Origin of the sequence: Polaromonas sp. AET17H-212, assembly GCF_002379085.1 — a bacterium.
In the GTDB taxonomy this organism is placed as follows: Bacteria; Pseudomonadota; Gammaproteobacteria; order Burkholderiales; family Burkholderiaceae_C; genus Polaromonas.
On record NZ_NBZW01000011.1, the window covers coordinates 96482 to 122722 of the forward strand.

The window sequence follows — 26241 nt, forward strand, 5'->3', positions numbered from 1 at the left end:
TTAGCGCTGTGACGGCTTGCCGGGGGCGGTCCCTACGCGCTGGCGCCGGCAGTTTCCGGATAGGCCTCGGGGTCGAGTCGGCGCATTTCGGCTTCGATCCAGGCCTCGACCTCACGCATCAGTTCCTCGGGCTTGCGGCCCACGCTGCTGATGGGCTTGCCGATCGAGATGTCGACGATGCCCGGCTTCTTGATGAAGGCCTTGCGCGGCCAGCACTTGGCCGATGTCACGGCCACCGGAATCACCGGCGCACCCGTCTCGATGGCCAGCCGCGTGCCGCCGGACTTGTAGACGCCTTTTTTGCCGCGCGCAATCCGCGTGCCCTCGGGAAACATGATGACCCAGACCCCCTGGCTCATCAGCCGGCGGCCCTGCTCGACCACCTTGTTGAAGGCCTGCGTGCGCTGGCTGCGGTCGATGTGGATCATGTCCATGCGCGCCATGGCCCAGCCGAAAAAAGGCACGTACAAAAGCTCCTTCTTGAAGACATAGGCCAACGGGTGCGGCATCAATGTCGGCATTGAAAACGTCTCCCAGGTGCTCTGGTGCTTGAGCAGCAGGACGGCCGCACTGGTCTCGCCGGTCGGCAGGTTTTCCATACCGGTCACGCGGTTGCGGATGCCGAGGATCACCGTGCCACCGCTGACAGCCAGGCGCAGCCAGCCGGCACACATCCAGTAAATCTGCGTACTGCTGCCAAACAGCGAAAAAATCAGGACAGCCAGCCCCCAGGGAATCACGGTAACAATCATCCACAGAAGATGCAGGACGGAGCGAATCAGGGGCATGGTGTGTTTTTCAGTCGATTTTCAAGCAACACATGGCCACATCCCTTTTAAACAGGACGCAGGGAGCTACTTTTTTTATAGCATCAGGCGGAGGCACTGCGCTCCAGGAGGAATGCCACAAAGGCCGGCAGGTCGGCATGCAGCTGCGTGCCGGGCGGCAAGCCTTCCGGCTGGCCGCCGTCCCGGTACCTTGCCGATTTTCCGGTCAGCACCAGGTGCGGCTCGCAACCCGCGGCAGCACCCGCCAGCAGATCACGCACCGAATCACCGGCGGTCGGCACGCCCTTGAGCGGCACGCCAAAACGCGCGCCTATCTGCTCGAACAATCCGGGCAGGGGCTTGCGGCAGGTGCAGCTTTCTTCCGGGCTGTGCGGGCAATAAAACACCGCATCGATGCGCCCGCCCACAGCGGCCAGCATCTTGTGCATCTTGGCATGCATGGCGTTGAGCGACGCCACATCAAACAGGCCACGCCCCAGCCCTGACTGGTTGGACGCAATCACCACATGCCAGCCGGCGTGGTTCAGGCGTGCGATGGCCTCCAGCGCACCGGGCAGCGGCACCCACTCGTCAGGCGTCTTGACGAAATCCTCGCTGTCGCTGTTGATGGTGCCGTCGCGGTCAAGAATGACAAGTTTCATGGGATGTCGTCTGTGGTGACTGGCTTATGCCGCGAGTCTGGACAGGTCGGCGACGCGGTTCATGGCGTCGTGCAGACTCTTGAGCAGGCCCTGCCGGTTCAGGCGCAAATCCATCTCTTCGGCGTTGACCATCACGCCGTCGAAAAAGGCATCGACCGGCGCGCGCAGGGCGGCCAGCGTCTGCAGCGAGGCGGTGTAGTCACCGGCTTCGAACTGGGTGGTGGCCTGGGGCGCCACCTCTTTCATGGCGGCGTACAGGGCGACTTCAGCGGGCTCCTGGAGCAGCACCTCGCTGACATGGGCATCGACGTCGCCCGCCTTCTTGAGGATGTTGGCGATGCGTTTGTTGGCGGCGGCCAGGGCCGGGGCTTCGGGCAGCGCGGCGAAGGCGCGTACGGCCGACAGGCGTTTGGCGACATCGCCGAGGCGCTGGGGTTGAAGCGCCAGCACGGCATCCACCTCCTGCGCGCTGAAGCCCTGTTCGCGCAGCGAACCGGCCAGGCGGTCGTACACAAAATCGACCAATGCGGTGGAAGCGTTGGTGATCTTGTCGCCAAAGACCGGCATCGCGTCCGCGACCAGTTCGGCCAGCTTCAGAGGCAGGTCTTTCTCGACCAGCATGCGGATCACGCCCAGTGCGTGGCGCCGCAAGGCAAACGGGTCCTTGTCGCCGGTCGGCACATTGCCGATGCCGAACATGCCCACCAGGGTTTCAAGTTTGTCGGCCAGCGCCACGATCACGCCGATGGTGTTGCGCGGCAATTCGTCGCCGGCAAAACGTGGCTTGTAGTGGTCCTCGATCGCATCGGCCACCTCGGCGCTCAAGCCATCGTTGAGCGCGTAATAACGCCCCATGATGCCCTGCAGCTCCGGGAACTCGCCGACCATGTCGGTCACCAGATCGGTCTTGGCCAGTTCGGCCGCGCGCTGCACGTCGGCCACATCGGCGCCCAGGCGCTTGGCGATCGCTTCGGCAATCGCGCGCACGCGTTGGACGCGTTCACCCTGGGAGCCAAGCTTGTTGTGATACACCACCTTGTCCAGTCCCGCCACACGCGAAGCCAGCGTCTTCTTGCGGTCCTGGTCAAAAAAGAACTTGGCGTCGGCCAGGCGTGGCCGCACCACGCGTTCGTTGCCACCGATCACCGCGCTCGCATCATCCGGGCTGATGTTGCTGACCACCAGAAACTTGTTGGTGAGCTTGCCCTTCGCGTCGACCAGCGGGAAATACTTCTGGTTGGCCTTCATCGTGAGGATCAGGCACTCCTGCGGCACGTCGAGGAATTGCGACTCGAACTCGCACACCAGCACATTGGGGTGCTCGACCAGGCCGGTCACCTCGCTCAGCAGGTCCTCGTCCATCAGCACCTCGTAGCCCGGGCCCAGACGCTCGGCCGCCTGCGCGAGCTGCTGCACGATGGCAAAGCGGCGGTCGTTGAAGCTGGCGATCACCGCGCCGTCGCCCAGCAAGGTCTGGGCGTAAGCGTCGGCATCGAGGATCACCACGGGCGACACCTTGGCTTCAAAGCGGTGGCCCTGCGTGGTGTTGCCCGCCTTCAGGCCGAGCGCCGTGACGGGCACGACGGTGCTGCCGTGCAGCGCCACCAGGCCGTGCGCGGGACGCACGAAGTTCACGCTGCTCCAGCCGGGCAGCGCGCAGTCGGTCTCGAGCTGGTAACTCATGACCTTGGGAATCGGCAGCTTCGCGATGGCTTCTTCGAGCGCTTTCTGCAGGCCGGTATCCAGCGCAGCGCCCGTCACCAGGCTGTCGTAGAACAGCGCCTCGGCCTTGCCGTCGGGCGCGCGCTTGAGGGCGGCCACGGCCGCAGCCGGGTCGGACACGTCGGCACCGAGGGCCTGTAGCTTTTTCAGCAACGCCGGCGTGGCGTTGCCGGAAGCGTCCAGCCCCACCGAGACCGGCATGAGTTTTTGCTGCACCGCCTTGTCGGCGGCCTTGCGCCAGACATGCGTGACATGCGCAGCCAGGCGGCGCGGCGAGGCATACGCCGTCACCACGGAAACGTCGGCGCTGGCCAGGCCCTGGGCCTTGAGCTGCTCGAACAGGACACCGGCAAAGGCATCGCCCAGTTTTTTGAGCGCCTTGGGCGGCAGCTCTTCCACAAACAGTTCGACCAGAAGGTTTTGCGTTGTCATGGTCATGCGGCCTTCTTCGTCATCTGTTCCACCCACGCGCGCGGCGCCATCGGAAAGCCCAGGCGCTCTCTGGATTCGTAATAACTCTGCGCGACGGCGCGCGCCAGGTTGCGGATGCGGCCGATATAGGCGGCGCGTTCGGTCACGCTGATGGCGCCACGCGCATCGAGCAGGTTGAAGCTGTGTGCGGCCTTGAGCACCTGCTCGTAGGCCGGCAACGCCAGCTGCACGTCAATCAGGTGTTTGGCCTGCTTCTCGTAGGCGGTGAAGGCGGTGAACAGGAAATCGGCGTCGCTGTGTTCAAAGTTGTAGGCCGACTGTTCCTTTTCGTTTTGCAGGTAGACGTCGCCATAACTCATGCTGTCGGTCCACTGCAGGTTGTAGACGTTGTCCACGCCCTGCAGGTACATGGCCAGGCGCTCCAGGCCGTAGGTGATCTCGCCGGTGATCGGCCGGCAGTCAATGCCGCCGACCTGCTGGAAGTAGGTGAACTGGGTGACTTCCATGCCGTTGAGCCAGACCTCCCAGCCCAGGCCCCAGGCGCCCAGCGTCGGATTTTCCCAGTCGTCTTCGACAAAGCGGATGTCGTTTTTCTTCAGGTCAAAACCCAGTGACTCCAGTGAGCCCAGGTACAGCTCCAGAATGTTGCTGGGCGCGGGTTTCAGCACCACCTGGTACTGGTAGTAGTGCTGCAGGCGGTTCGGGTTCTCGCCGTAACGGCCGTCTTTCGGCCGGCGGCTCGGCTGCACGTAAGCGGCCTTCCATGGCTCCGGACCCAGCGCTCTTAAGAACGTAGCAGTGTGCGACGTCCCGGCGCCCACTTCCATGTCATAAGGCTGCAACAGTGCGCAGCCCTGGGCATCCCAGTAGGACTGGAGCTTCAAGATGATTTGCTGAAAGGTCAACATAAATAGGGTGTGCGGCGACGCAGGGCCGCGGGTAAGGGACCGCGCGGGCCTGAACCCGCGAAAACCCTTGATTTTACGGAGCTTTCACCGGGTTACCCTGAGACACAAGGAAAGTGTCATGACAACCCAACAACTGATTTTGAGCCTGGTGCTGGCCACCATGGTGTTTTCGGTCGCGCTGGAGCTCAGGGTGAGCGACTTCAGGCGCGTCGCGCAAACGCCCAGGGCGGTGGTTTGCGGGCTGATCCCGCAGTTCATCCTGCTGCCCGTGGGCACCTGGCTGGCCACCCTGGCGCTGGACCTGCCGCCCAACGTGGAAGCCGCGATGATCCTGGTGGCGGCCTGCCCCGGCGGCAGCCTGAGCAACGTGGTCACCCACCTGGGCCGCGGCAACACAGCGCTGTCGGTCAGCGTGTCGGCCGTGGCCAGCATCATTGCGCTGGTTGCCACACCGTTCAACTTCAGCTGGATGGTGGCGGCCAACCCGGCCACGGCCGGCTGGCTCAAGACCCTGGACATCGACCCCTCGGGCATCTGGATCAGCCTGTTTCTGCTGCTGGCCCTGCCCATGGCCTTGGGCCTGGTGTTCTCGCACCAGTTGCCTGCGCTGACGGCGCGTATCCAGAAGCCGCTGGGCAACTTTTCGCTGCTGGCCCTGCTGGCCTTCATCGTGCTGGGGCTGATCAAGGAGCGCCAGCTGCTGACGCTGGGCCTGCTGCCCATGCTGGCCATCGTGATCGCGCACAACGCCAGCGGCCTGTTTTTCGGCTGGGCCACCAGCAAGGCCATGGGCGTGAGCGAACGCGACCGGCGCGCCGTGATGATCGAAGGCGGCATGCAGAACTCGGGCCTGGCGCTGGGCATCATTGCCGTGCAATTCAACTCGGACCTCGGCATGGTCATCATTGCCAGCCTGTGGGGCATGTGGCACATCGTCAGCGGCCTGTCGCTGGCCTACTTCTGGAGGAAAAAAGATGCTCGACTTGCTCATTAAGGGCGGCACCGTGGTTGACGGCAGCGGTGGCGCGCCGTTTGTGGCCGACATCGGCGTGCAGGGAGGCCGCATCGTGGAGATCGGCCGCATCAGCACGGTCGCGCGCGACACCGTGGACGCCAGCGGCGCCTGGGTCACACCGGGTTTTGTGGACATCCACACCCATTACGACGGCCAGGCCACCTGGGACGAGACCTTCAGCCCCAGCATCCACCATGGCGTGACGACCGTGGTCATGGGCAACTGCGGCGTCGGCTTCGCGCCGCTGCGGCCCGGCAGCGAGGACCGCCTGATCAAGCTGATGGAGGGCGTGGAAGACATCCCCGGCGTGGCGCTGACCGAAGGCGTGAAATTTTCATGGGCAAGTTTTGGCGACTACCTGAACGCGCTCGACGCCATGCCGCACAGCCTGGACTTTCTGGCCATGGTGCCGCACGACCCGCTGCGCATGCTGGTGATGGGCGAACGCGCCGAGGCACGCGAAGCCGCCAGCGCGCAGGACATTGCTGCCATGCGCGAGCACCTGCGCATCGCGCTGGCGGCCGGGGCGGTGGGTTTTTCCACCGGCCGCTCAGACAACCACCGCACGGCCGAGGGGCATGACACGCCGGCCTCGATTGCCAGCGCGGCCGAACTGACCGGCATTGCGGGGGCCTTCGAAGGCCTGAACCACGGCGTGGTGCAGGTCGTCAGCGACTTCGACCTGATGCAGGGGCCGCAGAACTTCGATGCCGAGTTCGACCTGGTCGAGCAGCTCGCAACCGCCAGTGGGCGACCGTTGTCCATGAGCTGGCTGCAGCGTGACCCGGGCGGTGAGCAGTACCTGGCCATGCAGGCCCGCGTGGAAGCCGCCGTAGCGCGCGGCCTGCCGCTGTACCTGCAGGCCGCGGCGCGCGGCATTGGCGTCATCAATGGGCTGGACGCAAGTTTTCACCCCTTCATGGGTTTTCCGGGCTACAAGGAAATTGCTACGCTTTCAGTAGCTGACCGCGCAGCAGCCATGCGGGAACCCGCCCGAAAAGCCCGCATACTGGGCGAGCAATCCGAACGCCTGGCGGGCGACGGCACACCGATCCCGCCGCTGGTGGACATGCTGCTGGCACGCATTGAAATGATTGCCGGACGCATGTTCCCGCTCGACGCCACGCTCAACTACGAACCCAACGTGATGCAGAGTTTCCTGGTGCGCGCCAAACAGCGCGGCACCACGGCGCTGGAGGCGCTGTACGACTACTTCAGCGAAGGCGACGGCAGCCAGCTGGTGTACTTCCCGATCTTCAACTACAACCAGGGCTCGCTGGACACCGTGCGCCAGATGCTGGGCCACCCGCGCGCGCTGTTCGGCCTGGGTGATGCCGGCGCGCATGTGGGCACCGTCTGCGACGCAAGTTTTTCCACCTTCATGCTCACGCACTGGGTGCAGGGCCGCGCGCAGGACCGCCTGCCGCTGGAGCAGGCGGTGGAAATGATGACCTCGCGCAATGCGCGTTACCTGGGGCTGGGCGACCGCGGGTTGCTGGCGCCCGGCCTGCGGGCCGACATCAACGTCATCGACCCGACCCGCCTGAGCGTGGGTGTGCCGAAACTCGTGCGCGACCTGCCTGCCGGCGGCAAGCGTTTTCTGCAAAAGGCGCAGGGTTACATCGGCACCTGGGTCGCCGGCCAATGTGTGGCGCGCGAGGGCGAGGTCACGGCCGCGCGGCCGGGCCGGCTCGTGCGTTCAGGCCAGCAAGCGGCCTGAACGCAAGCGAAAAGCCAGCGCCAGGCCCGCGACACCCAGGCCCAGGGCCCACCACGGCCAGAGGCCGTAACGCGAGACCCACCAGGCGTAAGGCGTGATGCCGTTGCGGCCTTCCACCTCGCCGACCAGCACGCCGCGCGTGTGGCGCGGCAGTTCGTGGGTGACCTTGCCGCGGTGGTCGATGATCACCGTGGCGCCGGTGTTGGTGGCGCGCAGCATGGGCCGCTCGAACTCCAGCGCCCGCATGCGCGAGATGGCCAGGTGCTGGTCGATGGCAATGGTGTTGCCGAACCAGCCGATGTTGCTGAGGTTGACGAGCACCGTGGGCGCCGTGGCTGCATTGGTGAAACTGGCGCCCAGTTCTTCGCCAAACAGGTCCTCGTAGCAGATGTTGGGCGCCAGCCGCTGGCCCTGCCAGTCAAACGAAGGCTGGCCCAGCGGGCCGCGCGTGAAGTCGCCAAGCGGGATGTTCATGAGGTTGATGAACCAGCGAAAGCCCGGCGGGACAAACTCGCCAAAGGGCACCAGGTGGTGCTTGTCGAAACGGAAGGCCTGGGCCGCCCCCGGCTTGAGCCCCACGGCCGAATTGGCGTAACCCGCGCTGTAGCTGCCCAGCGGCATGCCGATCAGCGCCGCCTGCTGGCCCGAGGCAAAACGTGCCTGCACGGCGCGCCAGTAACCGTCGGGCAGTTGCTGCGGCAGCAGCGGAAGCGAGGTCTCCGGCGCCACCACCAGCGCGGTTTTGGCGCCCTGCAGCTGCTCGCCGTACCATCGCAGCGCCGTGGGCAGACCGGTGCCGGGCTGGAATTTTTCGTCCTGGGGTATGTTGCCCTGCAGCAGCGTCACCTGCAGGCTGCCGGCCGAGGTGGAGGTCTGCTTTCCTGCCGCCAGCGCCCCCGCGACGATCAGCGCCGCCAGCACCGGGAACACCACCAGTTGGCGCCGTGACCGGCCCAGGCCGGCCAAGCTGGCAGCCAGTAAAGCGGCCAGGAAGGTGATGCCGTGCACCCCGATCCAGCGCGCATACCCGTCCAGCCAGCCGTCCAGGTGCGCGTAACCGGCCGCGCCCCAGGGAAAGCCGGTGAAAAACTCGACCCGGGCCAGTTCGGCCAGCAGCCAGAGGGCCGCAAAAACAAGCGCCCGGCGCGTCCGGCCGGCGGGCGCCAGCTGGACATAGGCCGCGCAGGCCACCGCGTAGTAAGTGGCCAGAAAAATCGCCAGACCGCCCACGGCCAGCACCGTCAGCGGCGCCGCCAGGCCGCCGTATACATGCAGCGAGATGAACAGCCACCAGAAAATGCCGCACAGCCAGGCGCTGCCAAACAGCCAGCCCAGCAGCAGTCCCTGCTTGAAGCGGGCGCAGCGGTCCAGAGAGCGGACCAGCGCGGCCAGGGCCAGCAGCTGCAGCCACCAGACCGGCTGGCCCTGTGCCAATCCAGAGGAAAAAGGCCATGCAACGCTCAAGGCGTGGGTGCAACCAGCTATTAAAACAATAGCAATGTCGAGAAAGGAAAGGCCCCGGCGCGCTTGCGGGTGCCGGACATGCTCCAGCAGGGCTGGCAGCGTCGGCAGCACCGAGATCATGCTGTGGATCGAGTTCCGTGCCATCCGCTGCTTTGGGTCCGCCGCGCCTCAGGTGCTCGTGGCGACGGGCGAAACCTTGAACCAGCGCACGGCGCCCCCTTTGGTGTGCAGCACGGTGAACTGCAGGCCGGCCAGTGCGTAGTGTTCGCCGCGTTTGGGCACGTGGCCCATCTCGTGAGCCACCAGACCGCCTATGGTTTCGAAGTCGGTTTCGGGCAGCAGCACACTGAAGGCCTCGTTGACACGCTCGATCGAGGTGTCGCCGCTGACGCGGTAGGTGTGGTCGGTCAGGCCGAAGATGTCGCCCTCGTCCTCGGCGATGTCGAACTCGTCCTCGATCTCGCCGACGATCTGCTCGAGCACGTCTTCAATCGTGATGAGGCCGGCGACGCGGCCAAACTCGTCGATGACGATGGCCAGGTGGTTGCGGTTGCCGCGGAATTCGCGCAGCAGGTCGTTCAGGCCCTTGCTCTCGGGCACAAACACCGCCGGCCGCAGCAGCGCGCGGATGTTGAGCTCGGGTGCACGCTGCAGCTTGAGCAGATCCTTGGCCATCAGGATGCCAATGATGTTTTCTTTTTCGTTTTCGTAAACGGGAAAACGCGAGTGGGCGGTGTCGATCACCAGGTGCAGCAACTCGTCGAACGGCGCGTCGATGTTGATGACGTCCATGCGGGGCGTTGCCACCATCACGTCGCCGGCCGTCATGTCGGCCATGCGGATCACGCCTTCGAGCATTTCCCGGCTTTGCGCGCCGATGACATCGTTGTCCTGCGCCTCGACCAGGGTTTCAATCAGCTCGTCTTTGGAATCGGGCCCGGGGTGAAGCATTTCAGCCAGCTTCTGGAGGAAGCCGCGTTTGTCTTCGGGCTTGGGCGGTCTACTGGGGGGGGTGTCGGACACGGAGGTGTTCGGTAGTTGGCAAGCTGCCAAGGATAACGTAATTCACAGCTTGCCCGGCCTCCCCGGGGAGGCACCTACCAAAGCATTACATCGGCATGCGGTCGCGGCTGTCACGCACGCCCTGCCGCACTTCCTGAACCATGGCCAGGATGTTCCAGAACTGTTTGGCCTGGACTTTCAGGCGGTAGTCGGTCTGGGCAATCTGCTCCTCGACCATCTCGGTCACGCGCGAGTCCAGGTCGGCCGGGGGCAGCTTGAGGTAGGCCTCGCTTTCCGAGCCGTCGCGCTCGATCACGGCGCCGGCCTTGCGGGCGATGTTGAGCATGGCGGTGTTTTCACTGAGCGCGTGGATGAACATCATGCTCACCCCCTCATTGCGTGAATGCATGACGGCGCGGTCGAACAGGCGCGCGCCGTAACCGCGCCCGCGTGCGTGCTTGAGCACCGACACACCAAATTCGGCGCAGCTTTTCAGCTCGGGGTCGATCGACAGCGCCAGGTGCGCCATGGCGATCAGCTCGAGCTTGCGGTTGTAGATGCCGAAGATCTCGTCGCGCTCGAAGTTCAGGCCCGCCACGTAACGGCGGATCTGCTCGTCGCGGGCGGCGTAACCAAAGCGCAGGTAACGGTCATGCGGATCCAGCGCCAGCAGGTGTTTTTCGATGCGTTCGCCGTGGGTGGGACCGATGGAGCGGATGGGCACCAGCACAGGCGGCCTGTGCGGCGCGCGCGTGGCATCGTCCACGGGCGGGCGGAAAAACTCCTTGCCCGCAGAAAGGGACGCCTTGATCAATGTGCCGGGGGTAACCATGGGTTCAATATAAGGGTTTTCCCTAGAATGTCCAGCCCTGCAGGCTATTTAATCCGACAGACCGGGGGAGGCGCTCAAGTTTATCGTCAAAAAGGCCTTTTTTCCTTTAAAAATGGGCGCCAGTAGCTATGAATACAATAGCAATTTCCCCCGCCAGGCGCCTCTCGAACCGGCATTAATCGACATTAAAAGGGGGCCGCCCCCTAAATCAACCCCTGGCCTGGCCCGCTTTGGCGACCCCGCATCAAACCGGCACCGCCGTCGTCGACTTCACGCGGTCCAGCACAAAACTGGTCTTGCAGTCCTGCACGCTGGGGTGTTTGAGCAGCGTGTCCATGATGAAGCGGCTGTAGTGGCCCATGTCGGCCACCACCACGCGCAGCAGGTAGTCCATCTCGCCGGTCAACGCCGCACATTCCACCACCTCGGGCCAGGTCTGCACACTCGCCCGAAACAGGTCCATGGGGTTGCGCTTGTGCGATTCCGTGTGTTTTTCCAGCCGCACGTTGATGTAGGCGGTCAGCCCCAGCCCGACCGACTCGGGCCTGACCAGGGCTACATAGCGGTCGATCACCCCGCTTTCCTCCAGCCGCTTGACCCGCCGCAGCACGGCGCTGGGCGACAGGCTGACCTGCTCGGCGATCTGTTCGTAAGTCGCCCGGCCGTCGGCTTGAAGGCTGCGCAGTATGAGCTTGTCCAGCTTGTCGAGTGCTTCCATTTGTCATATTTTGCAGGTTTTATGCGCACCTATCAAGTTTGGCGCCGTGTTTTGCATAAAAATTGCTGCGCCGCACGTTTAGAGTGGATGTGCCGCTATTTACTTCTGAACCGCATGGAGACACGCATGAACGCCGCCATTACCAAACCCGCCCCCGCTTCAGCGCCGCCCGCCGCAGTTGCCTGGGACAACCCCATGGGCACGGACGGCTTCGAGTTCATTGAATACGCCGCGCCGGACCCGGCCGCGATGGGCGCCCTGTTCGAGCGCATGGGTTTCAAGCCGATTGCCAAACACCGCCACAAGAACGTGACGCTGTACCGCCAGGGCGGCATCAACTTCATCATCAACGCCGAGCCCGACTCCTTTGCCCAGCGTTTTGCACGCCAGCACGGCCCCAGCGTCTGCGCTATTGCCTTTCGCGTGCAGGACGCCAAGGCCGCCTACGAACGCGCCATTTCCCTGGGCGCCTGGGGTTATGCCCACACCGCCGGCCCCGGCGAGCTGAACATCCCGGCGATCAAGGGCATTGGCGACTCCATCATTTATTTCATCGACCGCTGGCGCGGCAAAAACGGCGCCAAGGAAGGCGACATCGGCAACATCGGTTTCTTTGATGTGGACTTCGAGCCCCTGCCGGGTGCGGAACTCAACCCGGTCGGCCATGGGCTGACCTACATCGATCACCTCACGCACAACGTGCACCGCGGCCGCATGGCCGAGTGGTCGGGCTTTTATGAGCGCCTGTTCAACTTCCGCGAGGTGCGTTACTTCGACATCGAAGGCCAGGCCACCGGCGTCAAGAGCAAGGCCATGACCAGCCCCTGCGGCAAGATCCGCATCCCGATCAACGAGGAAGGCAATGAAAAAGCCGGTCAGATCCAGGAGTACCTCGACCGCTACCAGGGCGAAGGCATCCAGCACATTGCGATGGGCTCGGACGACCTGTACGCCACGGTGGACGCGCTGCAGCTGAGCGGCATCAAGCTGCTCAACACCAGCGAGACCTACTACGAGCTGCTCGACAAACGCATTCCGGGCCACGGCGAAAACGTAGCCGAGCTGAAGGCGCGCAACATCCTGGTGGATGGCAAGCCCGGTGAATTGCTGCTGCAGATCTTCAGCGAGAACCAGCTCGGCCCGATCTTCTTCGAGTTCATCCAGCGCAAGGGCAACCAGGGTTTTGGCGAAGGCAACTTCAAGGCGCTGTTTGAAACCATGGAGCTGGACCAGATGCGCCGCGGCGTGCTGCAAACAGCATGACAACCACCCTGTCACACGCAGCGATCAGCGGTGACGCAGCCCGCGCCGCGAAGGGCCGCCCCGGGCAAGCGACGGCCCCCTCGGGGGGCAGCGAACCACACGCAGGAGGGAGCGTGGGCGCTGCGCCACCGGTTGTTTACGGCGCCAGCGAGCGCCCACCGCGCGGCGACTACACGCGCGCCGGCGCCGACTACACCTGCCCGCAGGACTACGACAGCTACACCGCCGCCGACCACGACACTTACCGGAGGCTGTACGCGCGCCAGGCCGCGCTGCTGCCCGGCCTGGCCTGCGACGAATTCATTGCCGCCCTGCCCTCGCTGGGCGCCAGCGACCACATTCCGCGCTTTGAAGGCATCAACCAGCGCCTGCGCCAGGCCACGGGTTGGGAGATTGTCACCGTGCCCGGGCTGATTCCCGAGGTGCCCTTCTTTACGCTGCTGGCGAATCGCAAGTTTCCGGTAACCGACTGGATACGCAAGCCGGAAGAGTTCGACTACATCGTCGAGCCCGACGTCTTTCACGACCTGTTCGGCCATGTGCCGCTGCTGTTCAACCCCATTTTTGCCGACCACATGCAGGAATACGGCAAGGGCGGGCTCAAGGCGCACGGCCTGGGCGCCTGCGAACAACTGAGCCGGCTCTACTGGTACACCGTCGAGTTCGGCCTGATCCAGCAAAAGGACGGGCTGCGCGCCTACGGTGCCGGCATCCTGAGCTCATCGGGCGAGCTGCAGCATGCGGTCCAAAGCCTCGAGCCCCAGCGTCTGCCGCTGGACATTGAACGCGTGATGCGCACCCGCTACAAGATCGACAGCTACCAGCAGACCTACTTCGTCATCAACAGCTTCCAGGAGCTGTTCGACAAGACTGCCCCCGACTTCACACCAATCTACCAGCGCCTCCAGGGCCTGCCCGACATCGCCGCCGGTGCAAGGCCGCCTGAAGAAGAGGTCGTTCAACACTGAAACAACATCACGCGGCGCAGCAGGGGCGCCGCAACCATTGAATGGTGGTCCGGGACGGTTTCCTCCTACAAAATGAGGAGGTAAAATTTTGTTACACCGTCTACGATGAGGCTCCCGTTGATTGAACTACCTGCCAACATGACAAGAAGCACGAAAGTGTTGCTGGTCATGGACGTGGTGGAGTCGGTCAGGATCATGGAGCAGGACCAGGATGGCTTTGTACGGCGGTGGCAACAACTCGTGGAAGAAGCGGAGCAGAACGTGCTACCGCTGCATGGCGGCCGCATCGTAAAAAGTCTGGGTGACGGCTTGATGCTGGAGTTTGCCAACGCCCAAAGTTGCGTCAAGGCCGCCTTTGCCCTGCACCAGTTCGCCCGGCAAGCCAATGCCGGCGTGCCACCCGACCACCAGATGCACCTGCGCATGGGCGGGCACCTCGCCAGCTTTGTGACTGACCAGCACGACATCTATGGCACTGACGTTAACTTGACTTCGCGCGTCAGCACTCTGGCCGGGCCGGGCGAGATTGTGGTAACGGCAGAATTGCGAGACCATCTCATTGTCGACGTTGACGTCGATATTGAAGACTTAGGCGAATGTCATCTGAAGCATGTACAAAATACAGTACGAGCATATCGGGCCGGCCCCGCAGGGCATGCGTCAGTTGTAATACCCATAAGAGAGTACACAGCACCAATCCAGCCCACGGTTGCTGTTATTCCGTTTGAGGCTCACAACAGCGAGTTGAGCCAGTTTTCGGTGGGTGCACTGCTTGCTGACAGTGTTATCGGTCAACTCTGCCGTACAGCGGATCTTCGGGTAATTTCTCGTTTATCCTCCAGCGTGTTCTGCGGTCGCAACGCCTCGCTGTCTGACATTGAGACGCATCTTGGTGCCACATTTGTTCTCAGTGGGAGTTATGTCGCGCAGGGTAACAAGCTGCTTATCTCCGCCGAATTGGCAGATGCACGGGCTGCACAGGTCATCTGGGCAGATCGTATAAATGGCGATGTGAGCGACCTTTTGCGGGTAGAAAGCGAAATTTCGCACTCAATTGCCGCTGCGGTGTATTCGGCCATCTTGAAAACCGAAGTAAAAAAGGCATTGACAAAACCACTGCCTACTCTGGAGAGCCATTCAGCGATGCTGGGCGCGGTGACGCTCATGCATAGAACCACTCGTGATGATTTTTTTAAAGCACATAAATTGCTTGAGCTTCTTATAGAACGTCACCAACGGCATCCTGTATTGTGGGCCTGGATGTCAAAATGGCATGTTCTTCAAGTGGAACAAGGATGGTCAGCCAATCCTGAAGACACGGCGAAACTGGCGCTGAGTCAGTCGAGCCGGGCTCTTGATATGGACTCTACATCGTCCATGGCACTATCAATTGACGGGTTTGTTCGTTGCAACCTTCTTAAGGATTTCGACGGGGCGCTTCAAAAGTATCGTGCTGCTATTGACGCAAACCCGAGCGAGTCCTTGGCATGGTTATTCATGGGCATGTTGTACGGGTTTACCGGCAAAGACCATTTGGCGCTGGAAGCCATCGAGAAGGCAATTGCCCTTTCCCCGTTGGATCCAGCTAAATATTTTTACCAATCGCTGGCAGCATCTGTCAATCTGTCTGCAGGCAACTACCTTCGCGCAATTGAACTAGCCCAGACTTCGCTACGAAGCAACACTACACATGTGTCCACACATAGAGCACTGATTATTGCGCAGGCCATGTCTGGGCAAATTGAACAGGCCAAAACGCAAACAACCAAGTTATTGGCACTGGATCCGGGATTCACCATTTCAAAATTCTTGGCGCGAAAGTCCGGCGCACAATTTGACGAAAAAGCTAAAACGTTTGCTGAGGCTCTTAGGATGGCCGGAGTGCCAACTTGATCGCTGCTGCTGCCGCTCTGTTTAAACGTAGCTTTTGGGTACCTAGTGGACTGTAACGTTTGAATCGGCAGTAATACGGCGTGACAGATCGCAGTACTTCCACTTCACGGGTTTGGGCTGTTCGTTGTACTGACGGATATATCGCATGAGCTTTCTCTTGAGATCAGGCAAGGACGTGAACACGCCACGGGAGATGACGTCGCGCTCGATCTTGGCAAACCACAACTCCACCTGGTTGAGCCAAGAGGAGTACGTGGGGGTGAAGTGCATATGAACGTTGCTGTGGGTCGCCAGGAACTCGTCAACATGTTTGGTCTTGTGGGCCGAGAGGTTGTCGGCGATGACGTGAATCTCTTTGCCCTTGGGTTGGTTGGCCACGATGTCCGTGAGAAACGCCACGAACTCGGCCGAGGTGTGCCGAGTAGCTGTCTTGCCCAGCACCTCACCGGTCTTGGTGTTGAAGGCCGCGTACAGCGAAAGCGTGCCGTGCCGGAAATATTCAAAGCCGTGACGCTCAGCACGCCCCGGCGACAGTGGCAGCACCGGGTCCAGGCGATCCAACGCTTGAATCGCCGTCTTCTCATCCACACTGAACACCACCGCGTTCTGAGGCGGGTTCAGGTACAGCCCGATGACATCAGCGGCCTTGGTCTCAAAGTCCGGATCATTGGAGGTGAGATAGCCCTCAAGCAAATGCGGCTTGATGCCGTGCTTGGTCCAAATGCGGGCCACCGTCATGTGCGAGATGTCACCACCCAACTCGGCAGCCAGTTTGCGCGAGGACCAATGTGTGGAGCCGTCAGCAGGTTTGTGTTTGGTGGTGCGCGCCAGCACCCGAGCTTCCAGGCGATCTGTCACTTTGTAGCGCTCACGCCCGGCGTGGCGAGCAAACAGACCCGCCAAGCGGTCACTGGCGAAACGTTTGCTCCACCGGTCAATGTAGCTGTCGCTGCAGTCCAGCTTGACGCGAATCTCAGCCCAGGTAAGGCCATCGGCCAGCAGCAGAATCAATCGGGCGTGGCGCGCCGAATCGGCCCTGCCATTCCTCGCTGCAGCTTGCTGTTGAAGTTCCATGCGTTCGCTTTTGGTCAGTTTCATCGCAACCTCCAATGGAATGGTTGTAATGATACTTCCTTTTTAACTGTTACAGTCCACTAGATGCTAAACCTGCTTGGCGCAAAAAGAATAGTTGTTGTCGGTGGCGGTACAGCCGGATGGCTTTCCGCCTTAGAAATGCGCCACTCATTTCCACTGTCAGTTGAAGTGCTGCTGATCGAATCAGCGCAACTCGGCATCCTGGGTGCGGGTGAAGGCAGCATTCCCAATTTAGATTTAGCTCTTAAACGCTACCAGATTGACCGGACCACTTTCATGTCCGCTACTCAGTCAACCTACAAGCTTGGCGTATGTTTTGAGGGCTGGCGTAGCGGTGGAGAAGAAAAGTATCACCATATGTTTTCCACAATTCGGGAAGATCTGGGGCTCATGGAATGGCAAGAACACGGTTTCTACCCGTTAAGTTCAACCTTGCTGAACCGGGGCATGGCCCTGGATCGCTTTCCGGATGCCGCCCACCTTATGCAGCGCAAAGCCAGCCAAGCCGAGGTTGCAGCCCACATACAGCGCAGCGACAAAGAGGTCTTTGCTTATCATTTTGACGCCCGGCGCCTAGCAACTTTTTTGCGAGAGAAAGCGGAGTCTCGTGGCATCAAACGCGTTGATGCACTGGTACAGGCCGTTACCGTTGACCCTCAGGGGAAGGTGACTACCGTTAACACCGACAAGGGTAATTTCGACGGTGATTTCTTCATCGATGCATCGGGATTTAGTCGACTGATTCTTGGCAAAGGCCTTGGCATCGAGTGGGAATCTTTTCAAAAGTACCTGCTACTGGATGCAGCGTTGCCGTTTCTTCTCCCGCAGAAAGACAAAAACCCCTCTCTGATCACACATTCCAAAGCGATGAACAGTGGCTGGATGTGGACTATTCCAACTCAAGGCCGACTAGGTTGCGGGTACGTCTACAGCAGTGCACATATCTCAGAAACTGAAGTTCTACGAGAACTCGAGCTGCATTGGAAACAGGAAATCGTACCCGTCAATCGTCTACGTTTTAGTCCAGGGCGGCTAAAGAAGTGTCTGCATTCCAACGTTATGGCCGTGGGACTGGCGTCGGGTTTTGTTGAGCCACTTGAGGCGACCTCCATTGCTCAGACACTCTATCAACTCGCCTTCTTCGGCAATTTGATGCGGGAAAATCAGCGAGTGATTCCCGAGAGGGTACTGAATATTTTCAATGCCGATGTAGCCAATTTCTGGGATGGAATAGTTGATTTTCTGGTGATGCATTACGACACCAGTCGAGCCGACACACCATTTTGGATGGACGTAGGAAAAGCTGCACGTCCAGACCGCTATCTGGAACTAAAAGAAGCCTTCTCAGCGCGCACCCCTCGAATCGCCGATCTCGTACCCTACCAAATGGGTGGAGTCATACTTTTTGGGGTGGCGAGCTGGGAAACTGTTGGGTCAGCTATGGGCATAGTTTCGCCAGAGTCCACTGTTGCTCAATTGGCGCTGCTTGAGCAATCAGCTCATATAACGTTAGAAAATTTTATCGAACGATACCAACGCTCCGTGAGCAGCAATACAACGATGCTTTAGAGCCTCACCGTATCGGGCTATTCGCGGCGACATAGGCATTGGACAGACAAGGCAACCTAAGGAGATCAGGATGAGTGCATTGGGTGGATGGAGCAGTACCGGGGGATGGGGTGGATGGAGCAGCACCGGAGGATGGGGAGCGGGAGGCGGCGGAGGATCGGAACTCAACCCCATGCTGTCCGACGCATTGACGCAGAGCCGTGCGGCCTTGGTCGGTCCGTTCCAAGGTGCGACGCTGCCTATCGTGCTGCCAATACCACTGGACAAACCAGATCGCCTTGCGGAATGGGCCGTCGGTCCACGTCAGCAAATCTGTAGTCTCGAATTATTGTCGGGACTGCACTTTGGCACAAGTCAAGACAAGGAAACACTGATGCTAGGTTTTGTCGATTTGGAAAATAGCCATTTCAAGGGTAGTTCTCTTGTTCGGCTAACGCGGCCCTCAGCACACATATTCAAGCAGCAAGCCGACTTGGTATCAAACTACGCTGAGCTCCGTCAATCTCGGGGAAGCGAAATTCTGACCGAAACAATCCCCCAAGTTCCATTCTGGGGTTCTGTGGTCGGCCTCACCGCCCATCGCCACAAATGGACTTTGGAACTAATTGACCTTGCGTTGTTGCTTGCTTCGCATGTCGAGATGCGCTTCAAGCACGCCTTTGCTTGTCCGCGTCCGGTAGATCTGTCTCCGCAAATTCAGCCAATGATACCCACTCCCGGACACGCCAGCTGGCCTAGCGGCCACGCAACCGAAGCCTTCACCGTTGCGGCAGTTCTTCAATCACTGTTGCCACATGGCTCAAAATGCAAGGAGCAATTGGAGCGACAAGCCTCGCGTATTGCCGTGAACCGCACAGTGGCAGGCCTGCATTACCCGGTGGACAGCGCTGCAGGCCGGCTACTGGGGACTGCGCTGGCAGATTTTTTTGTAGCTCGCTGTACCGGCAAGCTCAAACTGCATGAGCGCGGTTTTGTCGGTCCCAAGTTCCACGGCCCCAAAGACACCGAGATCGACTTCGACCCACGCATCTCCATGACAGACAACAAGAGCGGCTACTACGAATACTCGTCGTCGGCATCGGCCATTGCCGCCTCGCCTCTGCTTGAATTCATGTGGACCAAAGCCGCCAAAGAGTGGCAACCCCTCAAGTAAGCCCGCCATGAGCTGGACCAAACTACCCAAGGGCGAGTTCACGGGCATCGATTGGGCCAAGCCCAATGCCACCACCGGATTTGACCCCTACCTGGTATGGGCCGAGGCTGACAGCTTTTCCGGCTATGGCGACAAGCGGCCAAAATGGTTGCCGGTTGCCATCGAACTCAAGCCGGACACGACGGTGCAGCAGTTCATTGCCGCCGCGTCGTCCAAGTGGCTGCACGTGCCGCCCGTCTACACCAGCCGCGCGGCGCCTACTGGCTTGCGGTTTTGTACCGCAAGGGTCAGGCCGGCCTTTTTCAAACACTTCCAGCCAGGAGGCAGTTTGCATGCGCTGGTGCTGCGGCTTGAACTGGGTCTGCCGGCGGCGGAGTATGCCGACGACTCGGCGGTGAGTCCACCGGCAAAACCGCCCGTGCATTCGAGCGGCCCAGCCTGGCAGGCCGAGACCCAAGCCGAAGGCCTGCTGTCCGGCAAGGTCCTGGCGCTGATCGACGACAGCCTGGCGCTGGCTCATGCCAGTTTTCTTCATCAGGGCAAGGCGCGCACCCGCTACTTCTGGCGGCAGGACGCCCAGGGCAAGGGACGTACGCCCGAAAGCATGGGTTATGGCCACGAGTTAACCGCTGCCGACATCAATGCCGCCATGCAGGCCAACACCTATAACGGCCTGGTGGACGAAAGCGCGGTCTACGTTGCGCTGGGGCTGTCTACCCTGGGCAGGAAGATGCCCAGGCGCGAGCACTTCTTTCACGCGCTGGATACGTCAGTCAGCCATGGCACCCATGTCATGGACCTGGCGGCCGGCCCGTGCACACTGCTGGCCCAGATGGCCAATGTGCCACCCACTTTCGACGCACCACCCAGTTGGGCGCTGGCCGATGACGACGCCAGCCGTGCGGCCTTGATTGCCGTACAACTGGACTACGACACGGTGAGAGATACGTCTGGTGGTTCCATGAACGTGCATGTGCTCGACGGGTTGATGTACGTGCTGTCTCGCTGCGCCGCCGACGCCAAGGTGACGGCCAACATCAGCTTCGGCACGCTGGCCGGCCCGCATGATGGAACATCGCTGCTGGAAGCTGCGATGGATGAGCTGATTGGCTTGCTGCAAGGGCGCCTGCAGATCGCGCTGGCTGCCGGCAACAGCTACCAGCTGCGCACGCACGCCAATGCGACGCTACTAAAAAATGAGCAAGTTGTGCTTCATTGGCGGGCGCTACCCGACGATTCGACCCAAAGTTTTGTGGAAATCTGGGTCGAGGAAGACCGCGACGGCCTGGAGATCGCCATCACCCCACCGGGGCGCGCGGCCTTGCCGCCGCTGAAGTTTGGCGAGTCGAGGATGTGGACGGGCGGCGGCAAGCAGCCGCTGTGCGCGCTGATTTACCCGAAGACTGTTGCCACCGGCCAGCGCGGCACCTGCGCCCTGCTCGCGGTCGCGCCCACGTTCAGTTTTGACGACAAGACGGCTACCGCACCGAACGGGGTGTGGCAGATCACGCTGACCAATACCGGCAAGAAGGCGGTCACCGTAGACGCTTATGTGGAGCGGGACGACGTGGTCATCGGCACCCGGGGCGGCGCGCGCCAGTCGCACTTCGAGGACGCGTGGTATGACACCAGCGGCAACCCGGACGCCTTCGTTGACCATCCCGACAACCCAAGCCTGATCCGGCGCAGCGGCAGCTTCAACAGCATTGCGACCGGCGCCAAAACGGTGTCCGTGGGCGGGACTCGCGTGGCGGGTCCGATGTGGGCGAAGTATTCTCCACGCAACCCCGACCCGGACGCCAGCCGACCGGAGCGCCCGGGCGTTGTGAAGATGCCAGCGACTCAGGCGTACAGCGACGAGAATCCGGTGCTTCTTGGACTCAAGGCCGCCGGTACGCGAAGTGGCGGGATAGCGCGGTTGGTCGGCACCAGCGACGCTGCGCCCCAAATCACTCGCAAAGTGTTCAACGCAATGTGAGCATTGCTGCCGCTGCTTACCAGCGACTGGGCAGCTTCTTGAGCAAGGTGATGCGCCGGATGCCCAGTTCGATGTAGCCGCCTTTTTCGAGGTCTTTGAGCAGCCGGCTGACCATCTCGCGCGAGGCGCCCACGCGATTGGCGATGTCCTGATGGGTGATGGACTCCAGCGTGGCGCTGCCGCCGGGTGCCTCGCCGGCGTCTTCCCGACGCTCTTCAAGCAGGGCGACCAGCCGCCCATAGACATCGAGCAGCGCCATGTTTCGCGCTGTCTCTGTGGCAGAACGGGCCCGGCGTATCACCTGAACCACAAGATTGATGGCGAATTCAGGTTGTTCCACCAGGTGTTCGCTGACATCGGTCCGGCTCAGCACCGCGCAAGTGCAGGGCTCCAGCGTCATCACCGAGGCAGAGCGGGGCCCACCATCGAGCGACATCTCACCAAAATAGTCGCCCGCATTGATCGTCCCGTAAGTGATTTCGCGTCCGCCTTCGTCCATGGCGAACACCTTGACACTGCCCTTGAGCAGGACGAACAGGCTGTCGCCGGACTCCCCCTCGTTGATCAACACCGCATTTTTTCGGTAGGTCCGCAACACGCCGCGGCGCGCCAGGGATTGCAACTCGGGAACCAGTGGCGTGTAAAGGTCTTCGTTGGAAGGGAGTGACGTGCTCATGGTGAGCCGTAATCTAGCACGCGGCGGGCGCCGGTGTGGGCCGCGTCGGGGCGACAAGCCCTTTTCAGTGAATTTGGGCCAGGTGCACAGGTGCCACCGGTGGCAAAACGGCGACACGGTTCACCAGTTCACGTACGCCACTGGAGCCGGTTTTTGCACAAAGGCTGCGCACATGGCTGCGTACCGTGGACACAGCAACCTTCAGCTGGACGGCAATTTCGGGCGTGCTCAAGCCCCGGCACAAAATGGCCAACACCTGCTCTTCCGTCTGGGTCAGCCCGTAACTGCGCGCAAAGAAGCCAAACATGCCGGATTCGCAGACTTCGGCTCGCGCAAAAAACAAAGCAATGCGGACATCCCAGGCCTCGGCGTCGGGCTTGAGGGGCACGACGGCCAGCGTCAGGGTCAGCCCACCGCCAGTCACATTGATCAGGCTGCGTTTGCCGGCCACCGCCATGCTCAAGGCCTGTTGAAGCGTTCGGCCGTCTGCCGACGTCACGGCATGAATCTCCCCATCCAGCCTGTCGAGCACGCGATGGCGACTCAGTTCCGTGCGCGCCACCCTGTTGGCGTGGATGATCCGGCCGTGCTCCCCCACCACAATGACGCCGTGGCCCAGCACGTCAACCAGCAGCGACAGCACATCCGGACCCGAGTCCGGACGGTTCGCGTCCACGGACAGGGAAGCATCCAGGAATCCAGCGGTCAACAGGTTGTTCATCTTCAGGGCCTGGTTGTTACAGGGTGTTAAGCGTATGGAGCCTGCCCGATTCTGGGTAGTGAATATGGGCCCTCGTTTCTGCGCACAAAGTCACAACCTGAAGTGGGCGCCAGATGATTCGCAGGCCGCAGCTGACCGGCCCGGATGACGTCCCGGTACCCTGCGCCTTTCGAATTCGGGGACTGCGATAGAAGTCGGTACAAACTTTTTATGAAAAAGACGGTGCAGACTCAGACCCAGGTGTCAAGGATGGCACTGGTTTTGGCCCAGTAGGTCTGCAGCCTCTCAAACTGCGGGAGGGCGTCGGCCGGGACCTCACCGGTTTTTGCCACCAGTTCCAGCTCACTGCACACGGCCTGCATGGCGACGGCACCGACATTGCCGGTCGCGCCTATGAGGGCATGGGTTGCCCACGCCAGGCCGGCAGCATCGCCGGCACGGATGCTCTCCTCGATGGCGCTCAGGCGCTGCGAGGCATCGGCGACAAACAGACCGATCACCTCACGCGTCATGGTCAGCGCGTCATCGTCGAACTCCTTGAACTGGGCCAGCCGCTCCAGATCCATCAGCACAGGTTCAACTGCAGGCAGGAGGCCGCTTTTGGACGTCGGCACCACGGCCCGCGGCCCGCCGGTGACCGCCTGGCCACGCCCCGGGGGAGCCGTTGCAAAGCCGCCAGAGCCTCCCGCTGCCGCCGCCATCATGGGCAGCCAGCGCTCCAGCGCCTGGGCCAACGCGGCAACATGCAGCGGTTTGGTCAGGTAGTCGTCCATGCCCGCCGCCATGCAACGGGCGCGGTCTTCCGGGGAGGCGGCCGCAGTCAGCGCAATGATGGGGGGCGCCTTCCTGCCCATCATGGCCTGAATTTGCTGGGTGGCCTGAAAGCCGTTCATGCGCGGCATGTTGACGTCCATCAGCACCGCACCAAAGCGCGAGCCCGCACCGTGGGCGCGGGCCACGGCCTGCACCGCCTCGCGCCCGTCCAGCGCGGTGGCCGTGTGGTAGCCCAGCCTGGCCAGCATGGCGCAGGCTACCTTGAGATTGACAGCGTTGTCGTCCACCACCAGCAAGGTCAGGTTTTTCGCAGCAGGCGTGCCTTCGGTGGGGGGTGATTCCGATGAAAGGCTGCGGCTGCCCGGTACCGACAGGCAGCGTGCCAGCGCGTCGAACAATTGCCGCTGCCGGGCGGGCTTGAGCAGCCGCGCCTCGAACAGCCGGGCGGCCTCATGGCCTGGCGGCATGAACCCGGACGTCAGCAGCACCAGCGGTATCCCGGCCAGCGGCGCCGTGGCCTTGACGACGCGTGAAAGCGCCACGCCATCCATTTCAGGCATGTGCATGTCGGTGATGATGATGTCTGGCAGCGCGCCCCCGCCTTGCGCCTGCGCCAACGCCTGCAAGGCCTGGGCGCCGGACTCAGCGGTACGGACCTGCATGCCCCACAGTTGGAGCTGTCGCGTCAGGACCCGGACATTGGTGATGTGGTCGTCCACCACCAGCGCGCGCTTGCCATGCAGGGCGGCCGCATCGACAGCCGCCGCCGCGGGCGGCAGTTCGGCCGGCGGCGCCTGGACCGTGAACCAGAAGGTGGAGCCCTTTCCCGGCACGCTGTCCACACCGATGTCGCCGTCCATGAGTTCGACCAGCCGCTTGCAGATCGCCAGCCCCAAGCCAGTGCCGCCGTACTTGCGCGTGGTGGAAGCGTCTACCTGGGTGAAGGCCTGGAACAGCGAGCCCACGCGGTCGGACGGAATGCCGATGCCGGAATCGGACACGCGGAATTCGACGCGCACCCGGGCCGGGTCAGCGGGGTTGGGCAAGGAACGCGCACTCACGGTCACTTCGCCTTTTTCCGTGAATTTGACGGCATTGTTGATCAGGTTGATTAGCACCTGGCGGATACGCGTCACGTCCCCGGAAATCGCTGCCGGCACTGCCGGCGAGCCGTTGCCCGCAACTTCCGGCAGGTCCACGATCAGCTCCAGGTTTTTTTCCCGGGCGCGGGGAGCGGCAATGTCGCAGGCCTCCTCAATGGCACTGCGCAGGCTCAGGGGTTCAGATTCCAGATCCAGCTTGCCCGACTCGATTTTCGAGAAATCCAGGATGTCGTTGATGACGGCCAGCAACTGGTCGCTCGACAGGCGGATGGTCTGCAGGTAGTCGCTTTGCTCGTCGTCCAGCGCGGTCTCGGCGAGCAGGGTGCTCATGCCCACCACGCCGTTCAGGGGGGTGCGGATCTCGTGGCTCATGGTCGCCAGAAAGGCGGCTTTGGCCCGGGCCGCCTGCAAGGCCTCTTCCCGCGAGGCGAGCAGTTCGACCGTGCGCTGCGCCACCCGCTCCTCCAGCCGCTCGTTGGCCTCTTCAATCACCCGGGCTTTGGCCTGCACCTCGGCACGGTAATGCCGCAGTTGCTCGGCGCTGGAGTGCATGACCCGCGAAAGCTCCATGACCTCCCGCAGATGCGTGCCGCTGTCAATGCGCGGCACTTCACCCCGCCCGAGCTTTTGCGCCGCCACGCTCAGGCGCTTGAGCCGGCGCCCGATGCGGTTGGCGACATAAAGCGCCGCTGCCGCCCCGAGCAGGACCAGCACGCCAATGAGGGCCAGGGACACCTTCCAGGCGCGGGAGATCTCGGCGGTGAAATCACTCTCGGGGGCGGCCACCACCAGGGTCCAGCGCAAGCCCGCTGATTCGCCGAAGGGGCGCTGCACCATCAGCAGGGTGCCATCCTGCAGGGGCAACCGCTGCAACGCCGTGTTGACGGCCACCGAATCCTCGCGCTTGCGGGCCTGCTCGCGCTGCAGCGCTGCAAAACTTTCGCGAATCACCGGGTTCGCGCTGTGCTGGGGGCTTCGGCGTGCCGACTGCCCCGGCGCATCGTCGAACAAGGGGTCCCCGGCCGACCCGGCGACCAGCCACCCCTGCTCGTCCACCACGAAAGCAGCACCGCGTGCGCTGATGCGCTGCGTTTGCAGCAGGTCGGCCAACCGCTGCAGATACAGGTCCACACCAAACACGCCCGCGGCGCCGCCGTCTGCGTCGTACACCGGCTGGGACAGTGTCACGAACAGCTGCGGTTTACCGGGAACCGTCTGAATTGGGGAGAACACGCGGCCCTTGGCGACCAGCGCCCCCTGGTACCAGCCCCGGGTGCGAGGCTCGAAGTAGGGTTGCGCGACCGCCAGGGGACGGCTGCGGTCGCCGGGCCGACGCGCCGCGAATGCCTGAAGACCGGTGTCGGCGGGGCTGCGGAACTGCACCGTCGTGCCGCCGCTTGCGTTTTCCACCGAAAAATACTCGCCCCGGCTGTTGCCGTAATACAGGTGGGGCACATCCGCTGACTGCCGGCCCAGCGCGAACGCCATGGGCTCAAAGGCCGCGCTCTGGCGCAGCCAGTCTCGGGCCTGCTCGGTCTGGGTTGGGTTCAGGCGCTCGGGAAACAGGCCGTTCAGTATGGTGTGCGCCTGCCCCAAATGGGCTTCCGTTCCCGACTGCACCCTGGCCGCCACGTCGAACAGAATGCCCCCGGCCAGTTCCTGCACCGCCTGGTCACTGCTGCGCGCCATGAGCCAGGCCACCAGCCCCGCCGGCACGAGCGAAAACACCAGCAAGCTGGCCACCAGGACCCGGCGCAGGGAAAATGTTTTCCCTGGCTTGGCGCGGAGGGCTCCCGACACACCCAC

The 26241-nt window shown here is 62.2% G+C and carries 20 protein-coding genes; 8 read left to right on the forward strand and 12 right to left on the reverse strand.

Features of this window, described 5'->3' with window-relative positions; genetic code table 11:
• Window positions 1–32: 32 nt before the first annotated feature.
• The 4 genes from B7G53_RS10860 to glyQ all read right to left on the reverse strand — a co-directional run bounded on the left by B7G53_RS10860 (window position 33) and on the right by glyQ (window position 4491).
• The gene (locus B7G53_RS10860) at window positions 33–788 is read right to left on the reverse strand and encodes a lysophospholipid acyltransferase family protein (protein ID WP_096667462.1); all 756 of its coding nucleotides are present in this window, start codon (window positions 786–788) and stop codon (window positions 33–35) included.
• A gap of 83 nt (window positions 789–871) precedes the next feature.
• Window positions 872–1429, reverse strand: a complete 558-nt coding sequence (gene gmhB, locus B7G53_RS10865; RefSeq protein ID WP_096667464.1) for a D-glycero-beta-D-manno-heptose 1,7-bisphosphate 7-phosphatase — start codon at window positions 1427–1429, stop codon at window positions 872–874.
• A 24-nt stretch (window positions 1430–1453) separates the two neighbouring features.
• On the reverse strand, window positions 1454–3583 hold the full coding sequence (glyS, locus tag B7G53_RS10870) for a glycine--tRNA ligase subunit beta (protein WP_096667525.1): 2130 nt from the start codon (window positions 3581–3583) through the stop codon (window positions 1454–1456).
• A 2-nt stretch (window positions 3584–3585) separates the two neighbouring features.
• Window positions 3586–4491 (reverse strand): glycine--tRNA ligase subunit alpha, encoded by a 906-nt coding sequence (glyQ, locus tag B7G53_RS10875; protein ID WP_096667466.1) that lies wholly within the window; start codon window positions 4489–4491, stop codon window positions 3586–3588.
• Window positions 4492–4609: 118 nt separating this feature from the next.
• Here glyQ and B7G53_RS10880 point away from each other — a divergent pair, with 118 nt between their 5' ends.
• A complete protein-coding gene (locus B7G53_RS10880) occupies window positions 4610–5485 on the forward strand; it encodes a bile acid:sodium symporter family protein (RefSeq protein WP_096667468.1) in 876 nt (291 codons plus the stop codon).
• The gene (locus tag B7G53_RS10885) at window positions 5466–7226 is read left to right on the forward strand and encodes an N-acyl-D-amino-acid deacylase family protein (RefSeq protein WP_096667470.1); all 1761 of its coding nucleotides are present in this window, start codon (window positions 5466–5468) and stop codon (window positions 7224–7226) included. The genes B7G53_RS10880 and B7G53_RS10885 overlap by 20 nt, the downstream gene beginning before the upstream one ends.
• Here the strand turns inward: B7G53_RS10885 and lnt are convergent.
• The 4 genes from lnt to B7G53_RS10905 all read right to left on the reverse strand — a co-directional run bounded on the left by lnt (window position 7206) and on the right by B7G53_RS10905 (window position 11242).
• Window positions 7206–8834, reverse strand: a complete 1629-nt coding sequence (lnt, locus tag B7G53_RS10890) for an apolipoprotein N-acyltransferase (RefSeq protein ID WP_096667472.1) — start codon at window positions 8832–8834, stop codon at window positions 7206–7208. The genes B7G53_RS10885 and lnt overlap by 21 nt on opposite strands.
• A 24-nt stretch (window positions 8835–8858) precedes the next feature.
• The gene (locus B7G53_RS10895) at window positions 8859–9713 is read right to left on the reverse strand and encodes an HlyC/CorC family transporter (protein WP_096667474.1); all 855 of its coding nucleotides are present in this window, start codon (window positions 9711–9713) and stop codon (window positions 8859–8861) included.
• A gap of 85 nt (window positions 9714–9798) precedes the next feature.
• A complete protein-coding gene (locus tag B7G53_RS10900) occupies window positions 9799–10524 on the reverse strand; it encodes a GNAT family N-acetyltransferase (RefSeq protein WP_096667476.1) in 726 nt (241 codons plus the stop codon).
• A 244-nt stretch (window positions 10525–10768) separates the two neighbouring features.
• Window positions 10769–11242 carry an Lrp/AsnC family transcriptional regulator gene (locus tag B7G53_RS10905; protein ID WP_096667479.1) on the reverse strand — a complete coding sequence of 158 codons (474 nt, stop codon included), beginning with the start codon at window positions 11240–11242 and terminating at the stop codon, window positions 10769–10771.
• Window positions 11243–11368: 126 nt separating this feature from the next.
• On the opposite strand from B7G53_RS10905, the gene hppD reads away from it, so the two are divergent.
• The 3 genes from hppD (at window position 11369) to B7G53_RS10920 (ending at window position 15366) form a co-directional block, all read left to right on the forward strand.
• Window positions 11369–12505, forward strand: coding sequence for a 4-hydroxyphenylpyruvate dioxygenase (hppD, locus tag B7G53_RS10910; RefSeq protein ID WP_096667481.1), 1137 nt, complete (start codon window positions 11369–11371; stop codon window positions 12503–12505).
• A gap of 113 nt (window positions 12506–12618) precedes the next feature.
• A complete protein-coding gene (gene phhA / locus B7G53_RS10915; RefSeq protein ID WP_096667483.1) occupies window positions 12619–13473 on the forward strand; it encodes a phenylalanine 4-monooxygenase in 855 nt (284 codons plus the stop codon).
• A 117-nt stretch (window positions 13474–13590) separates the two neighbouring features.
• Entirely contained in the window at window positions 13591–15366 is a 1776-nt protein-coding gene (locus B7G53_RS10920; protein ID WP_176491336.1) for an adenylate/guanylate cyclase domain-containing protein, read from the forward strand.
• 42 nt (window positions 15367–15408) lie between these two features.
• On the opposite strand, the gene B7G53_RS10925 is transcribed toward B7G53_RS10920, so the two are convergent.
• Window positions 15409–16464, reverse strand: coding sequence for an IS630 family transposase (locus tag B7G53_RS10925; protein WP_096667487.1), 1056 nt, complete (start codon window positions 16462–16464; stop codon window positions 15409–15411).
• Window positions 16465–16524: 60 nt separating this feature from the next.
• Between B7G53_RS10925 and B7G53_RS10930 the strand changes: the two genes are divergently transcribed.
• From B7G53_RS10930 to B7G53_RS10940, 3 genes are all read left to right on the forward strand, one after another.
• Window positions 16525–18030: a tryptophan halogenase family protein gene (locus B7G53_RS10930; protein WP_096667489.1), complete on the forward strand. Its 1506-nt coding sequence runs from the start codon at window positions 16525–16527 to the stop codon at window positions 18028–18030.
• Window positions 18031–18202: 172 nt separating this feature from the next.
• Entirely contained in the window at window positions 18203–19183 is a 981-nt protein-coding gene (locus tag B7G53_RS22495) for a phosphatase PAP2 family protein (RefSeq protein ID WP_141396322.1), read from the forward strand.
• Between the two features lie 7 nt (window positions 19184–19190).
• Entirely contained in the window at window positions 19191–21161 is a 1971-nt protein-coding gene (locus B7G53_RS10940) for a hypothetical protein (protein ID WP_096667493.1), read from the forward strand.
• A 16-nt stretch (window positions 21162–21177) separates the two neighbouring features.
• On the opposite strand, the gene B7G53_RS10945 is transcribed toward B7G53_RS10940, so the two are convergent.
• The 3 genes from B7G53_RS10945 to B7G53_RS10955 form a co-directional block, all read right to left on the reverse strand.
• Entirely contained in the window at window positions 21178–21837 is a 660-nt protein-coding gene (locus B7G53_RS10945; RefSeq protein WP_096667495.1) for a Crp/Fnr family transcriptional regulator, read from the reverse strand.
• A 64-nt stretch (window positions 21838–21901) separates the two neighbouring features.
• Entirely contained in the window at window positions 21902–22558 is a 657-nt protein-coding gene (locus B7G53_RS10950; protein ID WP_096667497.1) for a helix-turn-helix transcriptional regulator, read from the reverse strand.
• 230 nt (window positions 22559–22788) lie between these two features.
• Window positions 22789–26235 (reverse strand): response regulator, encoded by a 3447-nt coding sequence (locus tag B7G53_RS10955; RefSeq protein ID WP_141396323.1) that lies wholly within the window; start codon window positions 26233–26235, stop codon window positions 22789–22791.
• Window positions 26236–26241 lie beyond the last annotated feature (6 nt).

Coding starts and splice junctions, on each gene's coding strand:
- B7G53_RS22495 (WP_141396322.1), top strand. CDS start 18,203: ATGCTGTCCGACGCATTGACGCAGAGCCGTGCGGCCTTGGTCGGTCCG.
- B7G53_RS10900 (WP_096667476.1), bottom strand. CDS start 10,524: ATGGTTACCCCCGGCACATTGATCAAGGCGTCCCTTTCTGCGGGCAAG.
- B7G53_RS10905 (WP_096667479.1), bottom strand. CDS start 11,242: ATGGAAGCACTCGACAAGCTGGACAAGCTCATACTGCGCAGCCTTCAA.
- B7G53_RS10860 (WP_096667462.1), bottom strand. CDS start 788: ATGCCCCTGATTCGCTCCGTCCTGCATCTTCTGTGGATGATTGTTACC.
- B7G53_RS10950 (WP_096667497.1), bottom strand. CDS start 22,558: ATGAACAACCTGTTGACCGCTGGATTCCTGGATGCTTCCCTGTCCGTG.
- B7G53_RS10885 (WP_096667470.1), top strand. CDS start 5,466: ATGCTCGACTTGCTCATTAAGGGCGGCACCGTGGTTGACGGCAGCGGT.
- B7G53_RS10925 (WP_096667487.1), bottom strand. CDS start 16,464: ATGAAACTGACCAAAAGCGAACGCATGGAACTTCAACAGCAAGCTGCA.
- lnt (WP_096667472.1), bottom strand. CDS start 8,834: ATGGCACGGAACTCGATCCACAGCATGATCTCGGTGCTGCCGACGCTG.
- B7G53_RS10930 (WP_096667489.1), top strand. CDS start 16,525: ATGCTAAACCTGCTTGGCGCAAAAAGAATAGTTGTTGTCGGTGGCGGT.
- hppD (WP_096667481.1), top strand. CDS start 11,369: ATGAACGCCGCCATTACCAAACCCGCCCCCGCTTCAGCGCCGCCCGCC.
- glyS (WP_096667525.1), bottom strand. CDS start 3,583: ATGACAACGCAAAACCTTCTGGTCGAACTGTTTGTGGAAGAGCTGCCG.
- glyQ (WP_096667466.1), bottom strand. CDS start 4,491: ATGTTGACCTTTCAGCAAATCATCTTGAAGCTCCAGTCCTACTGGGAT.
- B7G53_RS10945 (WP_096667495.1), bottom strand. CDS start 21,837: ATGAGCACGTCACTCCCTTCCAACGAAGACCTTTACACGCCACTGGTT.
- B7G53_RS10940 (WP_096667493.1), top strand. CDS start 19,191: ATGAGCTGGACCAAACTACCCAAGGGCGAGTTCACGGGCATCGATTGG.
- B7G53_RS10880 (WP_096667468.1), top strand. CDS start 4,610: ATGACAACCCAACAACTGATTTTGAGCCTGGTGCTGGCCACCATGGTG.
- gmhB (WP_096667464.1), bottom strand. CDS start 1,429: ATGAAACTTGTCATTCTTGACCGCGACGGCACCATCAACAGCGACAGC.